Annotated in this window: 19 protein-coding genes, 1 pseudogene and 1 riboswitch; of the genes and pseudogenes, 13 read left to right on the top strand and 7 right to left on the bottom strand. The window is 57.8% G+C overall.

Annotation, left to right across the window (positions count from 1 at the left end; translation table 11 throughout):
* Positions 1–23 precede the first annotated feature (23 nt).
* Positions 24–602 (bottom strand): C40 family peptidase, encoded by a 579-nt coding sequence (locus Q0U90_RS04645; protein WP_297452202.1) that lies wholly within the window; start codon positions 600–602, stop codon positions 24–26.
* A gap of 14 nt (positions 603–616) precedes the next feature.
* Positions 617–759: riboswitch (cyclic di-AMP (ydaO/yuaA leader) on the bottom strand.
* A 413-nt stretch (positions 760–1,172) separates the two neighbouring features.
* Here Q0U90_RS04645 and Q0U90_RS04640 point away from each other — a divergent pair.
* On the top strand, positions 1,173–2,762 hold the full coding sequence (locus tag Q0U90_RS04640; RefSeq protein WP_297452200.1) for a DEDD exonuclease domain-containing protein: 1,590 nt from the start codon (positions 1,173–1,175) through the stop codon (positions 2,760–2,762).
* On the opposite strand, the gene trpD is transcribed toward Q0U90_RS04640, so the two are convergent.
* A complete protein-coding gene (gene trpD / locus Q0U90_RS04635) occupies positions 2,759–3,826 on the bottom strand; it encodes an anthranilate phosphoribosyltransferase (protein WP_297452198.1) in 1,068 nt (355 codons plus the stop codon). The two genes, Q0U90_RS04640 and trpD, sit on opposite strands and share 4 nt — an antisense overlap.
* A gap of 552 nt (positions 3,827–4,378) precedes the next feature.
* Here trpD and Q0U90_RS04630 point away from each other — a divergent pair.
* From Q0U90_RS04630 to Q0U90_RS04610, 5 genes are all read left to right on the top strand, one after another.
* The gene (locus Q0U90_RS04630) at positions 4,379–4,993 is read left to right on the top strand and encodes a heme-copper oxidase subunit III (RefSeq protein WP_297452196.1); all 615 of its coding nucleotides are present in this window, start codon (positions 4,379–4,381) and stop codon (positions 4,991–4,993) included.
* Positions 4,994–5,068: 75 nt separating this feature from the next.
* Positions 5,069–5,959: a cytochrome c gene (locus Q0U90_RS04625; RefSeq protein WP_048759010.1), complete on the top strand. Its 891-nt coding sequence runs from the start codon at positions 5,069–5,071 to the stop codon at positions 5,957–5,959.
* On the top strand, positions 5,956–7,167 hold the full coding sequence (locus tag Q0U90_RS04620) for a ubiquinol-cytochrome c reductase iron-sulfur subunit (protein WP_297452192.1): 1,212 nt from the start codon (positions 5,956–5,958) through the stop codon (positions 7,165–7,167). The genes Q0U90_RS04625 and Q0U90_RS04620 overlap by 4 nt, the downstream gene beginning before the upstream one ends.
* Positions 7,164–8,792 carry a cytochrome bc complex cytochrome b subunit gene (locus tag Q0U90_RS04615; protein WP_297452190.1) on the top strand — a complete coding sequence of 543 codons (1,629 nt, stop codon included), beginning with the start codon at positions 7,164–7,166 and terminating at the stop codon, positions 8,790–8,792. Before Q0U90_RS04620 ends, Q0U90_RS04615 begins: the two co-directional genes overlap by 4 nt.
* Positions 8,793–8,960: 168 nt before the next feature.
* Positions 8,961–10,688, top strand: coding sequence for an ABC-F family ATP-binding cassette domain-containing protein (locus Q0U90_RS04610; RefSeq protein ID WP_297452188.1), 1,728 nt, complete (start codon positions 8,961–8,963; stop codon positions 10,686–10,688).
* Between the two features lie 102 nt (positions 10,689–10,790).
* Here Q0U90_RS04610 and Q0U90_RS04605 read toward each other — a convergent pair whose 3' ends face one another.
* Complete coding sequence (locus Q0U90_RS04605) at positions 10,791–11,237, bottom strand: cytochrome c oxidase subunit 4 (protein ID WP_297452187.1); 447 nt, start codon at positions 11,235–11,237, stop codon at positions 10,791–10,793.
* A gap of 35 nt (positions 11,238–11,272) precedes the next feature.
* A complete protein-coding gene (locus Q0U90_RS04600) occupies positions 11,273–12,448 on the bottom strand; it encodes a cytochrome c oxidase subunit II (protein ID WP_297452184.1) in 1,176 nt (391 codons plus the stop codon).
* Between the two features lie 547 nt (positions 12,449–12,995).
* Between Q0U90_RS04600 and asnB the strand changes: the two genes are divergently transcribed.
* Positions 12,996–14,921, top strand: coding sequence for an asparagine synthase (glutamine-hydrolyzing) (asnB, locus tag Q0U90_RS04595; RefSeq protein WP_297452182.1), 1,926 nt, complete (start codon positions 12,996–12,998; stop codon positions 14,919–14,921).
* A gap of 922 nt (positions 14,922–15,843) precedes the next feature.
* Here asnB and Q0U90_RS04590 read toward each other — a convergent pair.
* Positions 15,844–16,185 (bottom strand): iron-sulfur cluster assembly accessory protein, encoded by a 342-nt coding sequence (locus Q0U90_RS04590; RefSeq protein ID WP_048759023.1) that lies wholly within the window; start codon positions 16,183–16,185, stop codon positions 15,844–15,846.
* A gap of 266 nt (positions 16,186–16,451) precedes the next feature.
* On the opposite strand from Q0U90_RS04590, the pseudogene Q0U90_RS04585 reads away from it, so the two are divergent.
* The 4 genes and pseudogenes from Q0U90_RS04585 to Q0U90_RS04570 all read left to right on the top strand — a co-directional run bounded on the left by Q0U90_RS04585 (position 16,452) and on the right by Q0U90_RS04570 (position 19,819).
* Positions 16,452–17,188, top strand: a pseudogene (locus tag Q0U90_RS04585) (DUF3043 domain-containing protein).
* An 8-nt stretch (positions 17,189–17,196) separates the two neighbouring features.
* Entirely contained in the window at positions 17,197–17,805 is a 609-nt protein-coding gene (locus tag Q0U90_RS04580) for a bifunctional adenosylcobinamide kinase/adenosylcobinamide-phosphate guanylyltransferase (RefSeq protein ID WP_297452180.1), read from the top strand.
* A 98-nt stretch (positions 17,806–17,903) separates the two neighbouring features.
* Positions 17,904–18,941, top strand: coding sequence for a nicotinate-nucleotide--dimethylbenzimidazole phosphoribosyltransferase (gene cobT, locus Q0U90_RS04575; RefSeq protein ID WP_297452179.1), 1,038 nt, complete (start codon positions 17,904–17,906; stop codon positions 18,939–18,941).
* Positions 18,942–18,946: 5 nt separating this feature from the next.
* Entirely contained in the window at positions 18,947–19,819 is an 873-nt protein-coding gene (locus Q0U90_RS04570) for an adenosylcobinamide-GDP ribazoletransferase (protein WP_297452178.1), read from the top strand.
* A gap of 532 nt (positions 19,820–20,351) precedes the next feature.
* On the opposite strand, the gene Q0U90_RS04565 is transcribed toward Q0U90_RS04570, so the two are convergent.
* A complete protein-coding gene (locus tag Q0U90_RS04565) occupies positions 20,352–22,214 on the bottom strand; it encodes a VWA domain-containing protein (protein ID WP_297452177.1) in 1,863 nt (620 codons plus the stop codon).
* Positions 22,215–22,711: 497 nt separating this feature from the next.
* Entirely contained in the window at positions 22,712–23,827 is a 1,116-nt protein-coding gene (locus Q0U90_RS04560; protein WP_297452176.1) for a branched-chain amino acid aminotransferase, read from the bottom strand.
* Positions 23,828–24,049: 222 nt separating this feature from the next.
* On the opposite strand from Q0U90_RS04560, the gene Q0U90_RS04555 reads away from it, so the two are divergent.
* Together Q0U90_RS04555 and Q0U90_RS04550 are read left to right on the top strand one after the other, a co-directional pair.
* The gene (locus Q0U90_RS04555) at positions 24,050–25,588 is read left to right on the top strand and encodes a leucyl aminopeptidase (RefSeq protein WP_297452175.1); all 1,539 of its coding nucleotides are present in this window, start codon (positions 24,050–24,052) and stop codon (positions 25,586–25,588) included.
* 172 nt (positions 25,589–25,760) lie between these two features.
* A partial coding sequence (locus tag Q0U90_RS04550; protein ID WP_246818318.1) for a biotin/lipoyl-containing protein occupies positions 25,761–25,848 on the top strand: 88 nt, incomplete at its 3' end.

Raw genomic sequence — 25,848 nt, 5'->3', positions numbered from 1 at the left:
GAAACTTCATCCAGCTTTATTAATTAGAAGCGGACGAAGTTGTGAACCGGCATGTAGTTCATCGGAGCTTCCTTGACACGGTCACCAGCCTGCGGTGCGTGAATCACGTTGCCGTTACCGGAGAAGATACCAACGTGGGTTGCGCCAGCGTAGAAGGAGACGATGTCACCCAGTGCCGGGCTGGAAACTCGCATGCCCTGGGAAGCCTGCTGCTGAGAGGTACGCGGGATGTTCTTGCCAACCTGCTTGTATGCCCACGAGGTCAGACCGGAGCAGTCGAAGGAGTTCGGACCGGTAGCGCCCCATGCGTACGGGGAACCAATCTTGGAACGAGCAGCGGAGACGATACGTGCACCAGTGGACGGAGCCGGAGCGGGTGCCGCAAATCCCGGAGAGCCCTGGCTAGCGAACTGGTTGAATTGGTTGACAGCCTGCTGCAGAGCAGCAGCTTGCGGGGTGTCAATGTTGTTCAGCGCATTCTGGACATCGTTCAGCGGATTGGCGTCAGCAGTCGGAACAGTGAGCGCGGTAACGCCCGCGACAGTTGCGCCGAAAGCGATTGCGTTGCGTGCGAAGTTAGAACGGCGGTGGTGCTTGCCCATTGTTTTGAAACTCCAAAATCTTCCCGTTTAGCCGGCCGGGTTAGCTGACGGGTTCGGAAGAATGGAAGACTTCCTACCCTCTGGGTTTCCCCTTTGGGATTCACCCCATGATTCGAGGTGGGTCCCCGGCTCGAATCTCTTGAAGCTCTCACTACTTAAATCTTCAAGATCATCGATAAGGCTCTTTGTTTTCTTATCAATGACCGGCACCATCTGTGTGGCCCCGTTTCAATGTCTCGATAAGGTTACGAAATGGCATCAAGTTTTGTCTAGCCGCTCGGCAAGAAAACACCCCAAAACCGAATTGTTACCATTGATAGAACCAAACCGTTACCAAGTTGTTACAACTAGACAGCTCCATCACAACGGAATGATAACGGTTTAATAAACATAGAACTACCTGGCGTTTTGAAGTCAGGCGAAAACTTTACACATTCAACCCGAGGTCAAGGCAATTACCCCATTACGCTCCCAATGTGTTTTATGTCACATCGCGAGTTTGTCGGGCACAATTTTCGCAACTTTCCCAGTGTTAACACCATAGGGCGCGCTCAGAATAGGATTATTGACGTGGATTCAGGACAGCAGCACTTCCCCCTCGAAGGTGCCGTCGATGATTCTCTTTTCCACACCACTTTTGTCGTTGTAGACCTGGAAACCACCGGACTGAAGGCAGAAACCGACCACATCATTGAAATCGGGGCCGTCAAAACCCGCGCTGGTGAGACGATTGATACCTTTTCCAGTTTTATCGACCCCGGCATGGAAATCCCCGACCACATCACCTCTCTCACCGGCATCATGACTGCCGATGTCGAGTCCGCCCCACAACTCGGCACAGTCCTCGCTCAATTCCTCACATTCGCCGAGGGAAGCGTGTGGGTCGCGCATAATGCCAAATTCGATATTGGATTTCTCCGTCAGGCCTGTGCGGATTTGGGTGTAGATTGGCCAAGCCCGAGCGTCGTTGACACGCTCGCGTTGGCCCGCCGAGTCTTGAACCGCTCACAAGTTGGCAGTTTTAAACTCTCACAGCTCGCCCGACACGTCGGTTCGCCCAATCGCCCCACGCACCGTGCACTTGACGACGCCATCGCAACCGTCGATGTTCTCCATTACCTCATCGAGAAGCTGGCCGGCGACGAGGTACAGACGGCAACCGAGTTGGTGCATTATTCCCCCACCGTCGCTCCTGAGATTCGCGCAAAGCGTCATCTTGTCGATAACGCGCCACATTCTCCCGGTGTCTACGTTTTTCGCTCAAAAAACGACGACCCCTTATATATAGGTACAGCGCTGGATTTACGGCGTAGGCTCCTGCAGTACTTCAACGGCACTGATTCTCGCCGCAAGATCACCGAAATGGTCTCCCTGGCCGAACGCGTCGAGATTATCGAGTGCCCTCACGGCTTTGCCGCCGAAATCCGCGAAGCTCGCCTAATCTCCGCGCTCCGCCCGCCCTACAATCGGCAACGCACCGAACCGACCCGCGGCTGGTACATTGTCCCCGTTGACCCCGGCCGGCCAGCCAAAATCAGCCGGGCAGCCACCGATGCTCGCAGCCTTGGCCCCTTCCGCACACGCGACACCGCCACCGCCATCCGCGATAGGTTTTCCGCGCTTAACGACGACTTTGCGATAACAACCGCCCAGATCTCCACCACCGGCACCGATGAAATCGCAGACATGATTGCAGAAGTATCAGCACTTGCCGAAGCACACCGCTTCCAACGCGCGGCACTGCAGCGTGACCGCACTGCGGAATTCATCATCAGCTTGGACAAGCAGCAGCGCCTGAGCATGCTTGCAGCCATCCCATCTCTACAGGCCGCATTCCCTGATGGCAATGGCGGCTGGCATTTAGCGGAAATTCGCTACGGCAGATTGGCCGGTGCCGCCACCGCGCCGCGCGGTTCGGATATGAACTACATCATCGACCTCATGGAGAGTTCCGCCCAGACGGTCACTCCAGATGACTCCTTATATAAAGGAGCATCGATTGATGAACTCAGTATTATCTGGAAATGGCTACAACGCCCGGAGGTACGAATAAAGCCCACCGGAGGTGAATTTTCCTATCCCAGGCTGGGCGCAGGAAGATACCTACAGTGGGCTATTGATGCGCAGCAAGCACGTCGTCAAGCGCGACGTGAACCTTAACCCTTGATTGCAGCGGTAAGGATTTCCATACACAGCCCCGACTGGAGCGTTTCCTTGACCTCGTCGATCGAGTCGGCCATGACTTCCTTCAGCGGACGGCCACCCAGACCACGCGAAATGGCAATTGCGGCCGCTGAGTTGAGAATGACTGCATCGCGAATCGGACCTTCGAGCTCGCCAGCCCAGATACGGCGGGCGACATCGGCGTTATAAGCGGGATCGCCGCCTCGAAGAGAGTCAATTTCGGAGTACTCCATCCCATAGTCATGCGGATCGATGACGTCCTCGGTGACTTCACCATTTTCTACGATGAAGACCTTGGTAGGACCAGTAACGGTAATCTCGTCGAGACCGTCGCTACCCCGAACTACCAGCGCGCGCTGACCACGGCGGGCGAAGGTGTCGGCCATCGTCTCCATCTGATCTTCAAAGGCACAGCCAATCAAGCTCGCCTGCGGTCTTGCCGGATTTGTCAGCGGGCCCAACAGGTTAAAGACAGTTGGCACCGCTAACTCCTTGCGCACGGGCCCGGCAAAGCGCATCGCCGGATGGAAGCGGGCGGCGAAAAGGAAGCGAACATAGAAATCCGGGTGTTCCGGAGAGGTAACGAGACCGTCCTCAATATCAATACCGAAAGCCTCCAGCATGTCAGCGCCACCCGACTTCGAGGAAGCCGCGCGGTTACCGTGCTTGAGCACTGGTACACCGCACGCGGCGATGACAATCATGGACATCGTGGAGATATTGACTGTATTTGCACCATCGCCACCTGTGCCAACGATGTCGACCGCGCCGCGCTTGATGACACCGGCAAGCTGTGGGTCGTCGACAGGGCGGGCAAACGAAAGCATGCCCTCGGCGGCAGCGTCGAGTTCCGCAGCAGTGATCCCCTTGGCCAGGAGACCAAATGCAAATGTTGCAGTCTGTACATCGCCGGAGGCACCAGACATGATTTGATCCATCGCAAATCGAATGCCCTCATCGGAGACCTCGTGGCCCGCGCCAATCGTGGAGAGAACATGGCGCCAGTTCTCGACCGCCCTCTTATCGCCGATCTCGCTCATCGCCACTCCCTTCCACTAGATAGTCAAGTCTGTATCCGTACTTTTTAGGCCGGGACCTTGATAAAACTGCTCATAACGAGAGCTTGGCGCACCGACCCCTCAGTGTGACATTGGGACTTCCCCACTGTGAAGTACGTAATAAATCAAGATACCTCCCCCTTATCTCCAATGCATCACCAGGTCTGCTTTTGGCACTCACGTGCTATCCCTACCCCCATTGGGGCAACTGAATAAATACAGTACAAAACAGAGTCGAACCTGAGATAAACTATCCGACAGCTAACACGCATGTATCGCTGATACTTGGACCGGTGCTGACGCCAACAGGGGACGTCCCTAGAAGTCCAGGGGGGATGGACGCGAAGTAGCTCAGCAGAACAAAAGGCAGAATTTCGACTACGTCGGATAACGACACCGAAAAGTTCCCAATAGGGGGAAAAATTAGTGAAATTCTCAGAAACCTCTCTCCGCGACCTGCGATTTTAGGAATTTTTTTACAAAAACGGGGGTTGCAACGTGACTACTCCTTAAGAACAGTCCATACTGTTAGATGTGACGAGCGCAGTTGAAAATCAAGGTATGACAGCACCACGTCGTGCTGCGACACTGAACCGACCGAATATGGTCAGTGTCGGCACGATTGTGTTCCTGTCTCAGGAATTAATGTTCTTCGCCGGTCTGTTCGCGATGTACTTCGTGTCACGCGCGAACGGCCAGGGCGAATCGTGGGATTGGGGTACCGGCCACCTCAACGTCCCGTACGCACTATTGATCACCGTGATCCTAGTGTCGTCTTCGTTCACTGCCCAGTGGGGCGTGTTCGCGGCCGAGCGTGGCGACGTTTTCGCACTCCGTAAGTGGTACGCACTGTCGACCGCCCTGGGTGCGATCTTCCTCGTTGGCCAGGCTTACGAGTACTACACCCTGGTCAGCCACGGTCTGACCATCCAGAACTCCATTTACGGTTCGGTCTTCTTCATCACCACCGGCTTCCACGCCGCCCACGTTCTCGCGGGTGTGCTGGCCTTCGTCGTGGTGCTGATCCGTACCTCTAAGGCGAAGTTCACCCCGGCACAGGCCACTGCTGCCATTGTGGTCTCGTACTACTGGCACTTCGTCGACGTCGTGTGGATTGGCCTGTTCATCACCATCTACTTCATCCAGTAGGCCGTATCGGCCGTCCTTTGTTGAGTACGGCCTACAGCCCATCCACTTTCCACGAACAGTCTTAAAGGGAAAAAGATGGAAAACACTACCTCCGAAACCAAGGACACCACGTCCTTGGCTGCGGCCCCGAAGTCAAAGGGCCGCCGCAAGATGCGCCGTACTGCCTCCGGCATTATGGCTATGGCCCTCGCCCTCACCGGCGCGGGCTTCCTCGCGAATGCTCTGACCCCTGATGCACAGACGGCTACTGCTCAGCAGGACGAAGCCGCCATGATTCAGCAGGGTAAGGAACTCTACGACGTTGCCTGCATTACTTGCCACGGCGCCAACCTTCAGGGCGTTAAGGACCGCGGTAAGTCCCTGATTGGCGTCGGCGAGGGCTCGGTTTACTTCCAGGTTCACTCCGGTCGTATGCCAATGCTCCGCAACGAAGCTCAGGCAGCACGTAAGACCCCGCGTTACTCCGAAGAGCAGACGCTGGCTATCGCAGCCTACGTCCAGGCTAACGGTGGCGGCGCTGGCATCGTCCGCGATGAGGACGGCTCCATTGCTATGGAGTCCCTCCGTGGTAAGAACGCCGGCCCGAACGGTGAGCTTGACAAGGCTGACGTTGCTCGCGGCTCCGAGCTGTTCCGTCTGAACTGTGCCTCCTGCCACAACTTCACCGGTCGTGGCGGCGCACTGTCCAGCGGTAAGTACGCACCGGTCCTGGATCCTGCAAACGAGCAGGAGATTTACCAGGCTATGCTGACTGGCCCGCAGAACATGCCGAAGTTCTCTGACCGCCAGCTGTCTGCTGACGAGAAGAAGGACATCATCGCCTACATCAAGAACTCCAAGGAAACTCCAACCCCAGGTGGTTGGGGCATTGGTGGCATCGGCCCGGTTGCTGAGGGTCTTGTCATGTGGATTGTAGGCATCGTCGCTCTCGTAGCGGCCGCTCTTTGGATTGGATCCCGCCGATGAGTAATCACGAAAACAAGAAGTACAGCTCCGAAGAGCTGTCGAAGATGAGCAATGCGGATCTCGCTCGTCTGGGTGCAGAACTCGATGACGTAACCATTGCTTACCGCAAGGAACGCTTCCCGATTGCCAACGACCCGGCTGAAAAGCGCGCGGCTCGTGGTGTCACCATTTGGTTGGCACTGTCGGTCATTCTTGGCCTGGCATTCATCGCCATCTACCTGTTCTACCCGTGGCACTACAAGGGTCACGGCGAAGAGGGTCTGTGGCTATACACCATCTACACCCCGCTTCTGGGTATCACCCTTGGTGGCTGCATCCTCACCCTGGGTATTGGTGCGGTTAAGTTCACCAAGCGCTTTATCCCGGAAGAGATTTCGGTTCAGCGCCGCCACGATGGTCCGTCCGAAGAGGTCGACCAGAAGACCATCGTTGCTCTGCTGAACGATTCTTGGCAGACCTCCACCCTGGGTCGCCGCTCCGCTATCAAGGGCCTCCTTGGTACCGGTGCCGTCCTGGCTGGCATCGGCATGATTCTGCCGATTGGTGGCATGATTAAGAACCCGTGGAAGCCACGCCACGACGTAGACGTCACTGGTGACGGCACCCTGTGGACCACCGGTTGGACCCTCGTTGAGAAGGGCCACAAGGTTTACCTGGGCCGCGACACCGGCGCTATCGCCGAAGAGGGCGAACACGGCTACACCACCAAGGGTGTTTCCCGCCTGGTTCGCCTCCGCCCAGAGGACCTGTCCGCAGGTTCCATGGAGACTGTCTTCCCGCTTCCGGCTGAGGACGTCAACGACGGCGACAAGTACTCCAAGGACGCCGATGTTTACGAGGCTCACATGCACTCGATTCACGGCTCCCGTAACTCTGTCATGCTGATTCGTCTGCGTTCCCAGGATGCCGCTAAGGCCATCCTGCGCAAGGGTCAGGAAGACTTCCACTACGGCGATTACTTCGCATACTCGAAGATTTGTACGCACATCGGTTGCCCGACTTCTCTGTACGAGCAGCAGACCAACCGCATTCTGTGCCCGTGCCACCAGTCGCAGTTCGATGCACTGCACTACGGCAAGCCAGTCTTCGGCCCAGCTGCTCGCGCTCTTCCGGAGCTGCCGATCAGCGTCGACGAAGAAGGCTACATGTACGCAAAGGGCAACTTCATTGAGCCCGTCGGTCCGGCATTCTGGGAGCGTCAGTCATGAGCAATCCAACGAAACTAGCCAATGCTGCTAAGAATATGGATGACCGCTACACCCTGTCTGGCGGCATGCGTAAGCAGCTTAATAAGGTATTCCCTACCCACTGGTCCTTCCTGCTGGGTGAGATCGCACTCTACTCCTTCGTAGTGCTGCTGTTCTCGGGTGTTTACCTGACCCTGTTCTTCGACCCGTCGATGTCGAAGGTCATTTACGACGGTGCCTACGCACCGCTCAACGGTGTCGAGATGTCTCGCGCCTACGAGACCGCTCTGCAGATCTCCTTCGAGGTCCGCGGTGGTCTGTTCATTCGCCAGGTCCACCACTGGGGTGCGCTCCTGTTCGCTGTGTCCATCATGGCGCACATGTTCCGCATCTTCTTCACCGGCGCATTCCGCAAGCCGCGTGAGGCTAACTGGGTCATCGGTTCAATCCTCCTGCTGCTCTCCGTGGCAGAGGGCTTCATGGGCTACTCCCTGCCGGACGACCTGCTCTCCGGTGTTGGTCTGCGTATTATGTCCGCAATCATCATTGGCCTGCCGATTATCGGTACCTGGCTGCACTGGATGATGTTCAACGGCGACTTCCCGGGTGACCTCATTATCCCGCGCCTGTACATCGCACACGTGCTGATTCTCCCGGCTCTGCTACTGGGTCTGATTGCAGCTCACCTGGCTCTGGTCTGGTACCAGAAGCACACCCAGTTCCCAGGCGCTGGTCGTACCGAGAACAACGTCGTCGGCGTTCGTATTCTCCCGATCTTCGCAGTCAAGTCCGTTTCCTTCGGCCTGATTACCTTCGGCTTCCTGGCGCTGTTCGCTGGTATTTTCCAGATCAACGCAATTTGGAACCTTGGCCCGTACAACCCATCGCAGGTCTCCGCTGGTTCCCAGCCGGATATCTACATGCTGTGGACTGATGGTGCTGCTCGTGTCATGCCGCCGTGGGAGCTCTACATTGGCTCCTACACCATCCCGGCAGTCTTCTGGGTTGCACTCCTCTGTGGTGTTCTGGTCGTCCTGCTGTTCGCTTACCCGTTCATCGAGACGAAGATTACTGGCGACAACGCTCACCACAACCTGCTGCAGCGTCCGCGCGACGTGCCAGTCCGCTCCGGCCTGGGTGCCATGGCTCTGGTGTTCTACACCCTGCTGACGCTGTCCGGCGGTAACGACCTGATTGCCTACCACTTCCAGATCTCGCTGAACGTGATGACCTGGGTTGGCCGTATCGGTCTGATTATCCTGCCTCCGATTGCCTACTTCGTCACTTACCGAATCTGCATCGGCCTGCAGCGCTCCGACCGCGCTGTTCTGGAGCACGGCATCGAGACTGGTGTCATCAACCAGCTGCCTGATGGTTCCTTCATCGAGGTCCACCAGCCGCTGGGTCCGGTCGACGAGCACGGCCACGCCATTCCGCTCGAGTACCAGGGTGCTTACGTCCCGAAGACCATGAACGAACTGGGCGCCGCTGGTAGCCCGGGTCGCGGTAGCTTCTTCACTCCGGATTCTCCGGAGATTGCCGAAGAGGCAGCTCGTATCGAGCACGAGAACCACGAGCAGCAGGCTCAGATGTTCCGTGACCTCGAAGCTCAAAACGCTGAAGAGCGTCGCCAGCTCGAGCAGTAAAACGCGGCGGTAGGTTTTCTACTGCGCTCAAATAAGACCACCTCGGTCGACATCCAATGCGGATGTTGCCCGAGGTGGTTTTTTGTTGCCTGATCACTTTCGCGCTCGCCGTGAGCGCGACATGCGTCTGATACCAAATCTGCTGTCTACCAGTACTAAAATGGACCTATGTCTACTAGCCCCTCCCCCACTGGTGACCTTTCGAACAAGGCCACGCAGCTTGTCGCAAATGGTGTCAATTTTGACTACGAAGCCACGCCGGTTCTGCGCGATGTTTCGCTCACGCTTTCCGACGGCGATGTCCTGGGCTTAGTCGGAGACAACGGGGCTGGCAAATCCACTCTCCTCTGGCTACTGTCGGGGCGCCGTCGGCCCACCAACGGGACCGTGACCCACATCGGTACTCGTGTGCTCGGCTCGCAGGAGTTGGAAGCTCCTTTTGATTCCACCGTCCAGATGCTTATCGATGAGGCCCTAGGCCCCTCGAAACGTCGTCTAGCGGAGCTGGAAGAGGCGGCTGAGGCGATGGCAGTCGCGAAGACCCCGGAGGCCTCAGAAGCGGCTGAGACGGAGTACTCGAAGATCTTCTCCGATGTCATGGCTCATGACGACTGGAACGCTGAACACAACGCCGAAATTGTCCTAGACTACCTCGGCCTGACCGGCACGGCGCCGGATGGCACTCCCCTGACTGAGCAACTCACTACTGAGATTTCGGGCGGACAGCGGGCGCGACTTGGATTGGCAATCACGTTGATTCGCAAACCAGAGATTTTGCTTCTCGACGAGCCGACCAACCACCTCGATGAACGCGGTCGCCAGCTTGTGATCGATACGATTCAAAATCACCCGGGCGTGGTCGTGGTGGCAACACATGATCGTGACTTTCTGGATGCCGTCTGTACCGTCATTGGAGACTTGGTTCCGGGACGGCCCGGTATCGGACTTTTCCGTGGTAACTATTCCGATTACGCGAAGCATCGCCGCCACCAGCGCGAGCTTTGGGAGCACCAGTGGCGGTCCGAGGAGCATGAGCGCAATCGGTTGGAGGACACCATCGAAAGCGGCGCCCGTGAGGTCTCTCCCGGCCGCGCCATGACTGATAACAACAAGATGGCCTACGACCGCCGTGCCGGCCGCGTAGAGCGACAAATCGCCCGTCGCGTTCGTTCGGCTAAGCAACGGCTCGATGAGCTTATTGAGGAAGGCGTAGAGCGGCCCCCTGCCCTGTTGGGGTTCGATGCTCCGCTGACGGCCCCTTTGCCCACCAAGCGTGCAGCGTCGGGCAGCGATGAGGACTTTCACGTCAAGATGCGTGGTGTCGTCGTGCCAGACCGAATTCGCGTTGGTTCACTGACCATTCGCCCCGGTGACAAAGTTGTGATCACCGGCCCGAACGGCGCCGGAAAATCCACATTGTTGAAGGCCATCATGGGGCAAGTTGAGACCCAGGCCGGCGAGGTGCGAATCGGTGAGGGCTGCCGTGTGGCCATGCTTGCTCAGGAACAAGACTGGGAGAACCCGAGGAAATCCGCACGCGAGATGTACGATCTCGCGCCACATGCCAGCGTGCCTCTCGACGACTTTGGGCTGTTGAGCCCCGAGGATGCCAATCGGCCTGTAGGTGACCTCTCCATAGGCCAACAGCGTCGTGTAGCGCTGGCGTTGGTTGTAGCCAACCCGCCGGAGATTCTTCTGCTCGACGAGCCGACTAACCACCTCAGTGTGGACCTTATCGAACAGGTCCAGGACGCGATTGTGTCTGCGGAGGGCACGATTATTGTCATTACCCACGACCACCGGATGATTAACTCACTCGAGGCCCGTCACCTGCAGGTGACCGATGGTGAGGTCATCGAACTGCCCAAGGGACAGAAGCCAGTCGAATTCGCTTAATGCCGAATCGTAAAACAAAAAAGTCTCTCCCACTAACGCCCTTGTTAGGGGGAGAGACTTTTCGGTTATCTACGACTGTGGTTCAGTCGGCTTGCACTCGGACTAGTGCTTCTCCGGCGGAGTGATGTACTGAGTGTTGAGCTTGGTGCTGGCGACAATCAGGATTACCGCGCCAAGAACAATCAGCCAGTAAGCCATGAATGCGATGCCGTAGCCCATGAGCAGGATGCCCATGGTCATCACGAACGGCCAAATCGAACTAGCGGAGAAGAAACCGAGGGTGCCAGCACCGTCGGCAATCTCTGCCTCTTCGTAGTCAGACGGGGTGATGTCGGAACGGCGCTCAGTGAAGTGGAAGTATCCACCGAGCATCAGAGTCATCAGAGCTGCGAGTACCAGGCCGGTTGCGCCGGCCCACTCGAGGCGACCCTGGCTTTCGTTGATGACGTTACCGGTGTCCTGGAGGTACTGAGTGCCGAAGATGTAGACGACAGCCATGAACCCCAGGAACACGGTAAGTCCGTAGAAGAGCTTTGCTGCAGACTTCATTTGAGAACTTCCTTTAGGTAAGAATCTTGCTGGGTTTACTTGGCGGTAGCGTTCAGGTCAATCGTGTTAGCACCACGGTCACCCATGTCGCGGGTGTCGACACGACCGGAGTTGAACGGCGAGGTGGAGACTGCGAATGCCGGCTCACCGATGTGCTTCAGAGCATCAGCGTTGGTAGCTTCCGGGTTCTCCTGGCGGAACTTGATGTACTCGGTGAATGCCTCGCGGGAGACAGCACGAATCTCGAAGTTCATCATTGCGTGGTAGGTACCGCACATCTCGGCACAGCGACCGACGAAAGCGTTCTTTACCTTGTCGCTCGGGTTGTCCTCCGGGCGGTTAGCAATCTTTTCCGAGTCGATCTTCTCGATCTGGAAGACACGGTTGGACTTGTTGGCCTCCGGGTGCGGGAACACGTCGCGCTTGAAGAGGAACTCCGGAACCCAGAAGGAGTGAATCACGTCAGCGGACGCGAGGTCGAACTGGATTGCGGTGTCTTCCGGAACAACGAGAACCGGAACCTCTTCGGTGGTGCCGAGGGTCTCAATCTCGTCGTAACGCAGGTAATCGAGGCTCTCCTTGGAGCGACCGTGAACCGGGTACTCCTTCTGCTTTGCGCGGTCCTCATCGGAAACGACCTCGTGGCCACCCTCGGTGAAGAACTGCTCGTCAGCTGGCTTCTCAATACGTCCGTTGTACTCCTCTCCGCCCATCAGGTCAGCGGAAATGTTGGCGTAGCCGAACTTCCAGTTCCACTGGAAACCGGTGACGTCAACAGTCACCTCCGGATCCTTATCCAGAGCAGTGACCTTGTCCTGAGTCTGAACGGTGAAGAAGAACAGAGCCATGACAATCAGAATCGGAAGAATAGTCAGAGACAACTCAACCGGAACGTTGTATGCAGTCTGGCGCGGGAACTCACCCTTGCCCTTCTTCTCAGCCTTCTTAGCCGTGAAGTTAGCCATCGAGTAAAGGGTCACGCCCCAAACGATAATGCCGATAATCCACGCTGCGACCCAGGTCCAAACCCAGAAGTTACCCATGGACTGCGCTTCCGGGGTAACGCCTTCCGGCCAACCAAAGCGGAGCAGCTTGAAGAAGCCGTTCTCCGGAGGATTAACATCACAGCCGGCAAGCAGGGCTGCGCTACCGGCGGCAACGCCGAGGACGCCGAGCTTACGGGCGACTCCGAACTTTCTACGCTGATTCACGTGTGTCTGCCTTCCTGATCCACACAATTTTCGATAACCGATTAAGGTTTCGTCCTACCCAAGCAGAGTAGTCGATTCTTAAGCTTTCTCCACAATAAATATGGCTGTGGGGTGCCTTTGAGTATATCTGCCCTAATAAAATACTGAGAAAGACCCGCCTATCGGGGGTGGCATTCTCACCAGTTACACCCAGTTGACGCTCCCAAGCCTATGAATTTTTTAGTGTTTGCGCCACGAAGCAGCTCGACCGCCGCCCACTAACCACCTCGCGGTCAGCCGCCAAATTCCTTGCGTTTCATGTTGCAACCTAGACACGGCAGCCAGAGACATTCTCTCTTTGACTCAAAAGGCATTAGAGTAGGTGCAGCATTTCTTTCGTGGCGCCAATCTAGGTTTTAACCCAACTGCGGTTTAACCAAATTACTCAGCCACGCGGCGGTTCTTCACGGCCCCCGGCTCTACCGACACCCCAGTCACTCTGAGTCTTTCGCCACGAAACCGTCGAAATCCACCAAGTGACACGAAGTGAAAGGTGCGCGCACGAAGCATGTGTGGTCTTCTCGGAATCCTGACTGCAAACTCTGACGCTGCGGAGCTCGTTCCCGTTATCGAAAGGGCTCTGCCTTGCATGCGGCACCGCGGTCCTGACGATGCGGGCACGTGGCACGACGAGGATGCCGTTTTCGGCTTCAACCGTCTGTCCATTATTGATATCGCCCACAGCCACCAGCCGCTGCAGTGGGGACCGGAGGATCAGCCGAACCGTTACTCCATGACGTTTAATGGCGAAATCTACAATTTCGTCGAACTTCGCAAGGAGCTGAAGAAGGAAGGCTATACCTTTAATACCTCCGGCGATGGCGAACCTATTGTCGTTGGGTTCCACCACTGGGGAGCTGACGTCGTCAAGCACCTGCGCGGCATGTTCGGCATTGCTATTTGGGACAGCGTCGAGCGCAAGCTTTTCCTGGCACGCGATCCTTTCGGCATTAAGCCGCTCTACTACGCCACCACCGAGCGTGGCACAATTTTCGGATCGGAGAAGAAGTCGCTGCTCGAGGCTGCGCCGGAGATGAGCATCGATGCGAAGAAGCTGAATAAGCGCGCACTCGAGCACTACGTCGATCTGCAGTACGTGCCGGAGCCGGAGTCGCTGCACACCGACATTGTCCGCCTGGAGTCGGGCTGCACTGCAACTGTCACGCCCGGGGGCGAGGTTAAGCAGACTCGCTACTTCAAGCCGAACTTCCCGATTCAGCCGGTGGCTAAGGGCGCCGAGCAGGACGTATTCGACCGCATTGCCCGTGCGCTGGAGGACAGCGTCGAAAAGCACATGCGTGCCGACGTCACGGTGGGCTCGTTCCTGTCGGGCGGCATTGACTCCACTGCTATTGCAACTTTGGCCAAGCGCCACAACCCAGACTTGCTGACGTTTACCACTGGCTTCGAGCGCGAGGGATTCTCCGAGGTCGATGTGGCTGCCGAGTCCGCGGCCGCCATCGGTGTCGAGCACATTGTGAAGGTTGTCTCGCCGGAGGAGTTCGCCGGCGCGATTCCGAAGATCATGTGGTACCTCGATGACCCGGTAGCCGACCCGGCCCTGGTCCCGCTGTACTTCGTGGCGGCCGAGGCCCGTAAGCACGTTAAGGTTGTGCTCTCTGGTGAGGGCGCAGACGAGCTCTTCGGCGGTTACACCATTTATAAGGAGCCGCTGTCGCTGAAGCCGTTTGAGAAGGTCCCTTCTCCCCTACTGCGAGGTCTGGCTAAGGTCGGCGAGGCTCTGCCGGAGGGCATGCGCGGCAAGTCGCTGCTGCAGCGAGGCACTACTCCGCTGGAGCAGCGCTACTACGGCAATGCTCGTTCCTTTAACTTCGAGCAGCTGCAGGAGGTCCTGCCGTGGGCGAAGAAGGAATGGGACCACAGCGACGTCACGGCGCCGATTTACGCGCAGTCTGAGGGCTGGGACCCGGTGACCCGTATGCAGCACCTGGATTTGTTCACCTGGCTGCGTGGCGACATCCTGGTCAAGGCCGACAAAATCACCATGGCTAACTCCCTGGAGCTACGCGTGCCGTTCCTCGACCGCGTGGTCTTCGATGTCGCGCAGACTCTGCCTGTGGACATGCGTGTCTCCCACGGCACCACCAAGTACGCGCTACGTCGCGCGATGGAGCAGATCGTTCCGGAGCACGTGCTCAACCGCCGCAAGCTGGGCTTCCCAGTGCCGATTCGCCACTGGCTGGCAGGCGACGAGCTCCACGGGTGGGCCGAGGACATCATCCGCGAGTCCCAGACTGATGAGTTCATTAATAAGAATGCCGTACTCAAGATGCTCGCCGAGCACCACCCGACCGAGCGCGATCACTCCCGCCGCCTCTGGACCATCCTGGCGTTCATGGTCTGGCACGGCATCTTCATCGAAGACCGCATCACGCCGGACATCGAACAACGCGACTACCCCGTCGAGCTCTAGTTCGCTAGTTTTCTAGTTCGCTAGTCCGCTTTACGACGGCTGCCGCGCTCCAATCTCATCCTGCCCCGGTAGCTCCTGGCTGCTCTCGGTACCTATAACCCGGCAGCTATGGCCACTCTTGGCACCTATGGCTCACAACTGACGTTTGGCTCCAAAGTCAACCTATGGTCGCCTTATGTGACCAAACGTCAGTCTCGAGCAATAGGTCATGCTTGAGCCAAAAGTCACCCCTGGCCCCTAGCCCGCTGGCCCCCACCAGCCCTGGCCAGCTGCCACCGTATCGGGTTAATAGACAAAACTGTGTCTGACGCTCAAGATAGTGACCGGACAGACCCCATAGATAGGGCTTATAGAAGGTCTCGCTCCTTATATAAGCCCATATATAAGCCCATTTTTCATTCAATCCACCATACTGGCACGCGCATGTGGTAACGGGGGTCCTGGTTTGCTTTCCAGACGACACGAAACAGACCCCGCAGCCCCATATGCGCAGGCCAGATGAAGAAAAACCGCACCATCCCCATAAATTGCGGGCTGTACACGTGGATGCACATGTGAATACGGGCTGCAAATGTGAAACTGTCCAACTTTATAGCACTTTCAGGCCATAATTCGGACCATTTTTGCTATAAGCAAGGTCACTAACTTGCAGTGGCCCGCCGCCTGCCATAATCGCAGTCACTAACCCGCATCGACCCACCGCCGCCAAACATAAACGCAGTCGCCAACTCGCATTGAGAGCTAAGTAGCAAAAGATGCCCACCCGGCGACACTCCGGACGGACTCACTTTTGTCCTTTAACCCCACCGTATCTACGGGAACTAAAAAGGCTCGGGCCCCTCTAACTACCTAGAGTGGGCCCGAGCCTCTTACTATCCGACGCTTTTGCAGCGTCTGCTAGCAGCGCTTTTCAGCTGGTGGCTTAGTTGAAGGAGTCACCACAAGCGCAAGAACCGGTGGCATTCGGGTTGTCGATGGTGAAACCCTGCTGCTCAATGGTGTCAGCGAAGTCGATGGTGGCACCGGACAGGTACGGAACCGACTGGCGATCGACGACCAGCTTGACGCCGCCGAAAACCTCGGAGACATCGCCGTCGAGGCTGCGGTCATCGAAGTAGAGCTGGTAGCGCAGGCCGGCGCAGCCGCCCGGAGCTACGGAAATACGCAGTGCCAAATCGGTGGCACCTTCTTGGTCCAGAAGTGCCTTTGCCTTGGCAGCCGCAGCTTCGGTCAGGGTAACGCCAGTGCTCTGAGCAGTAGTCATAGCGCGTGTCCTCCTTGTTGAAGTGTTTAAGTGTGCGAGTCGACCCCAAGGTCGGCTACGTCATTATTTATCACAACCTTACCGACCAATCTTTAATTCCCAATTCTGAGTTCTCTTTTTCTGGATTCTGTGTCGCGGTCACGTCACGCCGCACCAATCTCGCCTCCAAGCCACGCCCGCACCGTAGCCACCCCAAAGTCACGCCCGCCCGCCTCAACCCGCAACCTAATTAGGGAAGGGCCTTGGAGGCCTTATAATCTGGGGTCGTGGATCTACCGTGGAAAAAGAATGACAAGAAGTCCAAGGCTGACGCAGCCGAAGCAACCTCCGGCGCGTCCGCGGTCAGCGAGCCCAAGGCCACTGCTGGGGACTCTCAGCAGCCGGCGAAGAAGCACAGCGGTGCTTTTACTCCAAAGAAGGGACGCCCAACCCCGAAGCGCAACGAGGTTGAACGCGAGCGCGGCATCCGTCGCGGCCCTGTCGAAGCACCGCTGACCGCTAAGGAAGCTCGTCAGCGTCGCAAGGAGCTCAAGGCCTCCATGTCCAAGGAGGAGCTCAAGGCCACCAAGGCCCGTGAGCGTGCTGAGCGCCGCGAGCAGCGTCGTATTGCCGACGAGCGCATGGCAGCCGGCGACCCGCGCTACATGCTGCACGTGACCAGGGCGCTGAGCGCAAGTTCGTCCGCGACTGGGTCGACTCTCGCCGCTTCCTCGCCAACGTGTTCCTGCCGTTCGCTCTGGTTCTGCTCCTGGTCATGATGATTGGCACTTCCCTGCCGAAGCTGGCCAACATCGCCTCCTTGATTGCGATGGTTCTCATCGTCGCCCTGATTATCGAGGGTATCTACATCGGCCGCCGCGCCAACAAACTCACGCGTGAGCGTTTCCCGAAGACCACGGAAGGCTCCTGGGGACTGGGCTTTTACGCCTACTCCCGCGCTTCCCAGCCGCGTCGTCTGCGCACTCCGCGTCCGCAGGTCAATATCGGCGACGAGATTAAATAGCTCCTTCCATGCGCACTCTGGTTCTCGGCGGTGCCCGCTCGGGCAAGTCTTCGTGGGCTGAGCACGAGCTGTTGGCCACCACCGCATCTCCAACCGCCACAGCTCGAACCGGCGGCGACACGAGCGGCAAAGCCCCGACCGTGCTCCACTACATCGCAACGGCACGGCCCTGGCCAGGTGATAGCGACTTTCACTCCAGGGTCGAGGAGCACCGTGTTCGTCGTCAAGCGCAAGCGCGGCAGTACGGCGTGTCCTGGCGCACGATTGATGACGTCGATGCGGTGGAGGCTCTCGCGAGACCAGAGAGGCGAATGCTACTCGACGATGTCGGCACCTGGCTGACGCACGTCATCGACGCGCAGGGGCTATGGGAGGCGCCCAGGGGCAGCGTCGCGCAGTGGACGCACTCGCTTATCGACGCCGTGCGCAACTTCCCCGAAGATTCCGACCTATTCATTGTGTCGCCCGAAGTGGGCTTCGGTGTCATTCCCGAGCACCGCTCAGGGCGGCTTTTCCGCGATGAAATTGGGTTGCTTAATCAGCAGCTCGCAGCTGTCTGTGACCGCGTGGTGCTCGTCGTGGCTGGTTGCCCCATGGAAGTCAAGGCGGCCGACTAGATTCAGCCGAATACCTTTCGCAGCTATCCGACAATTGGGGGCGAATAGCTGTGCACCAGTAATCGGTTCACAAATCATTTCGGGTAGCGTTTGAGAGTATGAACGCGGATTATTTTGGACCGGTAGCACGCCCTGACGAAGAGACTGAACAGGCGGCCCGTACGCGCCATGAGCAGTTGACGAAACCCGCAGGTTCGCTCGGACGCTTGGAAGAACTTGGCATTTGGATTTCGGCTTGCCAAGGCGAATGCCCTCCTCGGGAGCTGAATGATTGCCGCGTTTATGTCTTCGCTGGTGACCACGGTGTTGCCCAAGGTGGTGTGTCCGCATTTCCACCGGAGGTGTCCATCCAGATGCTCGCCAATATCGTCGCAAAAGGCGCCGGCGTGAACGCCATCGCTGACGTTTCAGGGGCCTCTGTCACTGGTGTGGATATTTCCCTTGACCACGATGCCGAGGGGCCTTACCGCGTTCGCCGCAGCTGTGGCTCCATCGACCGCGAGGATGCCATGAGTGAGGAGGAGGTCGATAAGGCAATTCGCGCGGGTATCGCCATTGCCGATAACGCCGTCGATGAGGGCGCTGACCTGCTTATTGCCGGCGACCTGGGCATCGGCAACACCACCCCGGCCGCAGCATTGATTGGTGCCGTGACCAACTCCGAACCGGTTGTTGTCGTCGGCCGCGGCACTGGCATTGATGACGAGGGATGGAAGCTCAAAGTCGCCGCCGTCCGCGATGCCATGTTCCGCGTCCGTCGCCTGCGCAATGACCCCGTTGAGGTTCTCCGTCGCATTTCCTCGCCGGATATGACCGCGATGGCGGCTTTTTTGGCGCAAGCAGCCGTGCGTCGCACACCTGTCATTTTGGACGGAGTGGTTGTCACTTCCGCCGCCCTGCTGGCTGACCAGCTCGCCCCGGGGGCTCGCGAATGGTGGGTCGCTGGCCACCAATCCGCCGAGCCCGCACACGCGCTTGCCCTTCGACACCTGGATAAGGAGCCACTCCTCGAATACGGGATGCGGCTCGGCGAAGGCTCCGGTGCCGTCGCTGCCCTTCCGCTGGTCAAGTCCGGCGTATCCGTACTGCGCAACATGGCAACGTTCGCCGACGCAGGCGTGAGCAACAAGGACTAAGAGACTTGTCCGGCAAAGCAGGCCCTTCCAGCCAGGACAACCTCGACGGCGACCCTTCTGCTCACGGCAATGCCCTCGTCGAGGCCATCACCACTGCCCTGTCCTGGCTCACGATTCTGCCTTTCAAAGGCGCGAGCGTATTCGACCGCATCACTGGCCGCCGCGCGATCGCCGCATTGCCGGTAGCCGGGCTCGTCCCCGCCGCTGGCGCCGTTCTCATCACCGCGGGGTTGTTTGCCACAACGTCGTTACGCACGCCCACGCTTTACGACGTCACCCCAATCCTCAGCGGCGTCCTAATTATGGTGGCAGCGCAGATACTAACCCGCGCAATGCATCTGGACGGGCTGGCTGATGTGGCGGATGCCCTGGGCTCGTATAAGCCACCGGAGGGAGCGCGGGAGGTGCTGCGGGATCCAGCCACCGGCCCAATGGGAGTAGGCACTATCGCGCTGACGATGTTGACTTCCGCGACTGCTTTTGGGGCGATTGCGGCGAGCGTGCTGACGCAGTGGGCTGCTGGTCAGGTGTGGCCTGGTGTGGTTACTCTGTGCTTGCCTTTTGTGATTTCACGTGCAGCGGCGACAACTGCCTCCTGGCGTGGCTTTCCACCTTTTTCGAAGACCGGCTTCGGCGCCCTGACTGCTGGCACTCAATCGACAGTGACAGTGGCGTGCTGGTGGGCGCTATTGTTCGCGGTGTCGGGCTGGTCGGTTAGGCTCGTCGGAGTGATTGCCTGTGCGCTGAGCTTGGGCGTTTCGCTGCTGCTGACTCGGCACTGCGTTAAACGGTTTGATGGTGTCAATGGCGATGTCTTCGGTGCAATCATCGAAGTGACATGTGCTGTCAGCGCAGTGGTGCTTGCAATGGGGTTCTAGCAGGGAAAATACCCCTATTGCCCCCGTTGGGGTTTTCTTTAAAAAGAACTATTGACGGTCACTTTGGCACGGGCGTATTCTGAGGGCACACCGCCGGGAAGGCGGAGTACAGGAGGCTCGTTTCGGGGCTCGCCCAAATTATTTTGCGCCGACCGTTTGCCGGGGCGCCAAGAACGAGCACACCTTCTAGCCTCCCAGCTAATTAAAAAAGCGCGTCTCTTCGCAGCAATGCAAAGGGGCGCGCTTTTCTGTGTGGGGTAATACGTTGGGCTAGTACTCTCGGGTTTGGGTTAAGTGGGGGTTAATGACCGCGTTTATGGCTGGCGACGGTGGGTCGATGCGAGTTACTGACCGCGTTTATGTCAAAAATTGCTCAAAAAATAGCTTGAAAGTGTCATAAACTCACACAGTTTCACATCTGCAGCCCGGAGTTTTTGGTCTATTACCCCTTCTTGCTGCCCCCCCCCTGGTTAGCCTCTGCTGTCCAGGGGCTTGCTGTACCTTACAGTCTTGCTAACCTTGGCCGGTCTTCCTAGCCCTTGCGCTTCTTGTTCTGGTAGACGATTGCACCAGCGATACCGATGAACACGACCACAACGGCAACAATCGTGCCTATCACCAGCGTGCTCATTCCTTCATCTTCTAAATCCGACGCTGATGCGGATGCCTGAGAATCCCTGTCCGAAGAGTCAGATTCCTTCGACGCATCTTCCGATGAATCCTTTGACGACTCCCCCTTGGCGAGAATCGGCTTATCCGACGGGGTCGGGCCGTTCTTGTCCGTCGGTCGCCAATCAGGCCCCTTGGTTAGCTTGTTATCCAGGAGGAACGCGAGCTGGAATGGCTGATCGATACCGCTGACCTCTTCATCCGGGCGGTAGTTAGCCATTCGGACAGTCGCGTAGTAGTAACCGGCGTTGGCTACGGGTCGTCCGCCAACATTAGATTCTCGGTTGTTGTATTCAACCGGACGATCTGTCGTCAGATTCAGGTCCTCGGAATCCCGATAAAAGTGCATCGTTCCATGCGCAACGGAAACCTCGAATGGATTCAGCAGGGCAACCCCCATGGAATCGGCATTGTCGCGCTCCGAATTACCGGTGCGGGCAGCAATCACTGGGCGCTGCCCCCACTCGACAGGGATCTTGTAGAACTTCTGCTCACCGGGCACGATTGTGTCGGAGATAGTATCTCCAGATTTAACTCCCGGCGCTTGGGCTGCGTTATTGCCACCGTTTACGGGCTTGGCTTCTCCAAAAGTGGCTTTTTTGTAGGATTTGTCGCCAGAGGAAGACCGCCCTTCATTGAGCTTGTCAGCATCCTGTTCCTTCAGCACTGGCTCAAACTGAACGCTAACCTCGACCTTCACAGGTTCATCACGATAATCTGCTACTGAATCACCGTCATAGACCCACACGTTGTTTGCGACGAGCCACTTGGTTTGATCGCAACTGGATTCGATGCGGTCGCTATCCCATGCAAGAATGCTTGCATCAGCCGAAGTCGGAGTCCAAGAATCGGCACTAGCCTCGGCACCGGTCAGCGACCCCATGCGGCCGTCGTCCTGGCATTTTCCGCCGGTTTCATTGATGATTTCGTCAACTTCAGTTCGGACATCCTGCTGGCCCTTGCCCTCAGCATCGATGTTCGCTAACACCTTTGAGGTAACAATCGCGTTGTGCCCCTTCGGCACTGCGATTCGGTAATAAAGCGGGGTGCGATCGTGTCGGGCAACCTCTGGCACCAGCGTCGTCTGGTACTTGCCCTCGCCGAGCCACTTCGCGTCTTCCTTAGTCTCGGAGAATTCGAACGGGGTACCCGTGGTTTCGTAGCCCTGTACTGACCGCTGAGTCAAGAACTTCATGTGGTCTGCGAGCTGGGTGGCATCGTCCGCAGTCATGCTCTGGCCACCAGATACCTGCGCAACGCACTCAAGCTCGGCTCGAGCCTCTTCATCGACCTTGAATCCTACGGTGTGGATAGTCAGGCCAACGCCCTGCCCTGCCAGTTCCTTCGCAACCTCACACACCGGCGGCGGCGCACAAGTGTCAATGCCGTCGGAGACCAAGATAATGGACCGCTCCCCGTCTGGGCCTAGCTCGTCCGCGGCCTTACGCAGTGCGTTGCCAATCGGCGTGTAGCCCTTGGCCTGCAGTCCGGAAATCTTGCTCTTTAGCGCATCCTTGTCGACCTTTTGAACCGGCGACAGCACCTCGATGTCCTGACAACCACGCTCGCGGTTGGATTCATCACTGGATTCGCGCTGGCCATAGACCAACATTCCAAGCAACGCATTCTCCGGGAGGGAGTCAATCAGCTCAGTGGATGCACGCTTTGCCGCATCGAGGCGGGTACCTCCGGCATCGTCGGCAAGCATGGAGCCAGACAAATCCATGATTAGCTCTGCTTTTGCTTTGCCCGAGCCACTTTCACTGGAAGAAGTTGGCTTCTCTACCCCAGATGGTGCTGACGTCTCCTGAGCTGCAGCGACAGGAGTCGGTATAGCGCTAAAGCCGATTGTCCACACCGCCAGTAACAGACTAACGACGACCCAGGCCTGCAGGTGCTTGGCACTACTTAACGAAAAACTACCTTTGAAAAATTCGCGATTCACTATCATGACAGCGCCTTAAACTGTTTCCTACGTACAGAGAACGAACAGTGGTTAACAGTTTTTCATAGTGACCCACATCACGCCAGAGGTATTTTTATCACTAAACAAATACCCGATGAATAATGCGTTAACCCCAAGCTACATCTCACGGCCTTGAGGTACCCCGAATCACAAAAGGAGGCCCCTGACCAGCAAATGCTGACCAAGGGCCCCCGATGCACTTATCGAAGTACTTATTCTTTATTTCTTCTTTGCCAATTTAAAAATCGACGCCGAAATTACGCCTCAACGAGCTTGTAAATCCAACCGTGGGTATCTTCAACCTCACCGTGCTGGATACCGGTCAGGCGCTCACGCAGCTTCATAGTCCACTCGCCGGTCTCACCGCCGTTGACCTCGAACTCGCCCTCAGCGGACTTCACGAAACCGACCGGGGTAATAACCGCAGCAGTACCGCAGGCGAAAGCCTCGCTCATCGCACCGGAAGTAGCGTCATTCTTCCACTCCTCGGTGGAGATGCGGCGTTCCTCAACGTTCATGCCGAGGTCCTGAGCGGCCTGCAGCAGCGATGCCCGGGTAATGCCCGGCAGCAGCGAACCAGACAGCTCTGGGGTAACCAGGCGAACGCCAGCCTCAGCGGTTTCATCCGGGTAGATGAACGCCAGGTTCATGCCACCCATTTCCTCGATGTACTTGCGTTCCACAGCGTCCAGCCACACCACCTGGTCACAGCCCTTTTCCTCTGCCTGCTGCTGGGCAGCCAGGGAAGCGGCGTAGTTACCCGCGAACTTGGCAGCACCGGTACCGCCCGGAGCGGCACGCACGTACTCGTGGGAAATCCACACGGTCACCGGGTTAATGCCGCCGGAGAAGTACGCGCCGGCAGGGGAAGCGATGAGCAGGAAGGTGTAAGAGTTGGACGGGTGCACGCCCAGGGTGCTCTCCGTGGAGAACATAATTGGACGCAAGTACAGGGATTCTTCGCCACCAGCTGGCGGCACCCATGCTGCATCGGCGTCGACCAGCAAGCGGATTGCCTCGAGGAAGGTCTCCTCAGGCAGCTGCGGCATTGCAATGCGATCAGCAGAGTGCTGGAAACGACGAGCATTCTGCTCTGGGCGGAATGTAACAATGGAGCCATCCGGCATGCGATATGCCTTCAGGCCCTCAAAAATCGACTGCCCGTAATGCAGGACCGAAGAAGACGGCTGCATTTCAATCGAACCGTAGGCCTGCAGCTTGGCGTCATGCCAACCCTTGTCTGCAGTCCAGTCAATACGGACCATGTGGTCGGTGAAGTGCTTACCAAACCCAGGGTTGGCCAGAATTTCCTCGCGCTCGGCATCAGAGAGTGGGTTCGGGTTACGTTCGATTGCAAATTCCAAAGCAGACATGTCTTTCATCCTAAACCGTCGAGGATCGAGCCGTATTAATACTCGCCCCCGAAAGACCGTGTTAGTCAGGTCAATGTCAGCGTCGCGGGCACTAGGCGCGGGTACGGTCCAATAGTCGTGGCGCTGTCTCGTCGGCGCATTGTCCAGGGGTGAAGGACACGAGCCGACAAATAGGGATACGGTGGTGTACCACATAGTACGACTACAAGGAGATGCAGCTACATGTCAGTCCCCGCTAACAATGATTCGGCGCAGTTCGGCGCCTCCCGTAACGCCGCAATTTTGTCCGATTACCTTCCGGCCATCGGCACTCGCGTGGTTATCGCCGGCGGCGAATCGCTGCCTAAGGACGCCGACGCGGTTCTCGTCGCGCTTATCGACGGCGAGGAGGGCCTCGAGCTAGTCGCCCCAGAGGCCATCGGTTCGGTTGCAGAGCAGCTTCTCGCTTCCTTTGAAGCCGTCTCGGCCAGCGCTAAGGCCGAGTCTGTGACCACGATTCCCGCTCCCGCTGGTCTGGATGTCGACGCCGTCACCGGTATTGGCGTGGGCTCCGAGGATTTGGATGCCGAGGACATCCGCCGCGCCTGTGGTGCCGCTGCACGCCGTATGACCAAGGCTGAAGTCGTCTTTAACACCCTCGGCACCATCGATCCGCAAGCCGCCGCCGAGGGCTTCGCACTGGGCGCTTACTCTTACTCCGGCCAGAAGAACGTTGAAGACACCGACCAGGCCACTCAGAAGGTGGTGGTGCTCGGCGCTGATGACGCCGTCGTAAAGCGCGCCGCTGCGATTGTGGATGCCGTTGCTACTGCGCGCGACTTCGTCAATACGGCGTCGTCGCACCTCTACCCTGAGACGTTTGCTGATGCAGCTGCGGCGTTGGGTCGTGACGCGGGACTAGAGGTCGAGGTGCTTGACGACGATGCTCTGCGCGCCGGTGGTTTCGGAGGCCTCAATGCCGTGGGTGGTGGATCCTCGCGCGGGCCGCGCCTGGTGCGCCTGGTCTGGAAGGGCGACGAGTCGGCGGAGAAGTCGCTGGGACTGGTCGGAAAGGGCATTACCTTTGATACCGGCGGCATTTCACTGAAGCCGGGCGCCAGCATGGAGAACATGATCTCTGATATGGGTGGCGCTGCGGCCGTTATTGCCACGGTTGTTCTGGCTGCTCGTTTGGGTGTTTCCACGCCTGTGACCGCGACCGTGCCGATGGCGGAGAACATGCCGGGTGGTAAGGCATACCGTCCGGGGGATGTCATTACGCAGTACGGCGGTAAGACCATTGAGATTCTCAACACCGACGCAGAAGGCCGTCTTGTACTGGCGGATGCCATCGTCCGTGCTTGTGAGGACAAGCCGACTCACCTGATTGACACCGCTACCCTGACCGGTGCGCAGCTGGTCGCGCTGGGCGAGCGCACTCCAGGTGTACTGGGCAACGACGAGTTCCGTGACCGCGTTGCGGAGCTGTCGCAGGGCATCGGCGAAAATGGTTGGGCGATGCCAATTCCAGTTGAGCTGGCGGAGGCTCTGAAGTCGCCGGTGGCAGACCTGCGCAATGTCACCAATTCCCGTTTTGGTGGAATGAGCGTCGCTGCTGCATACCTGCGTGAATTCGTCGGCGAGGATGTCGAGTGGGTTCACATTGACGTTGCCGGCCCGGCCTTCAATACGACCGGAGAGTATGGTTATACCCCGAAGCGGGGCACTGGTGTTCCGGTTCGTACGATGTTCTCTGTGATTGAGGATTTGGCAACGAAGTAGCCGGTCATCCGACTACTCCTCCCCCGGCTGGAATCGGGGCTGTAATGAGCTATTCCACGCACCAGCCGAGGGTGGAAACGGCCCACGGGCAAGCAGAGTTTTCAACCTGTAAGCTTATTTGTAATAACCGTCTTAAAACGAGATTTCTTTACTTTTCGAGGAGTGCACAAATATGGCGACCTCTATTGAGATGCCGGAGCTCGGTGAATCAGTCACCGAAGGCACCATTACCACCTGGCTGAAGAAGGTCGGCGACACCG

The sequence above is a fragment of the uncultured Corynebacterium sp. genome (assembly GCF_946998835.1).
Lineage (GTDB): Bacteria > Actinomycetota > Actinomycetes > Mycobacteriales > Mycobacteriaceae > Corynebacterium.
This window is presented reverse-complemented; position numbering and strand designations above follow the sequence as displayed.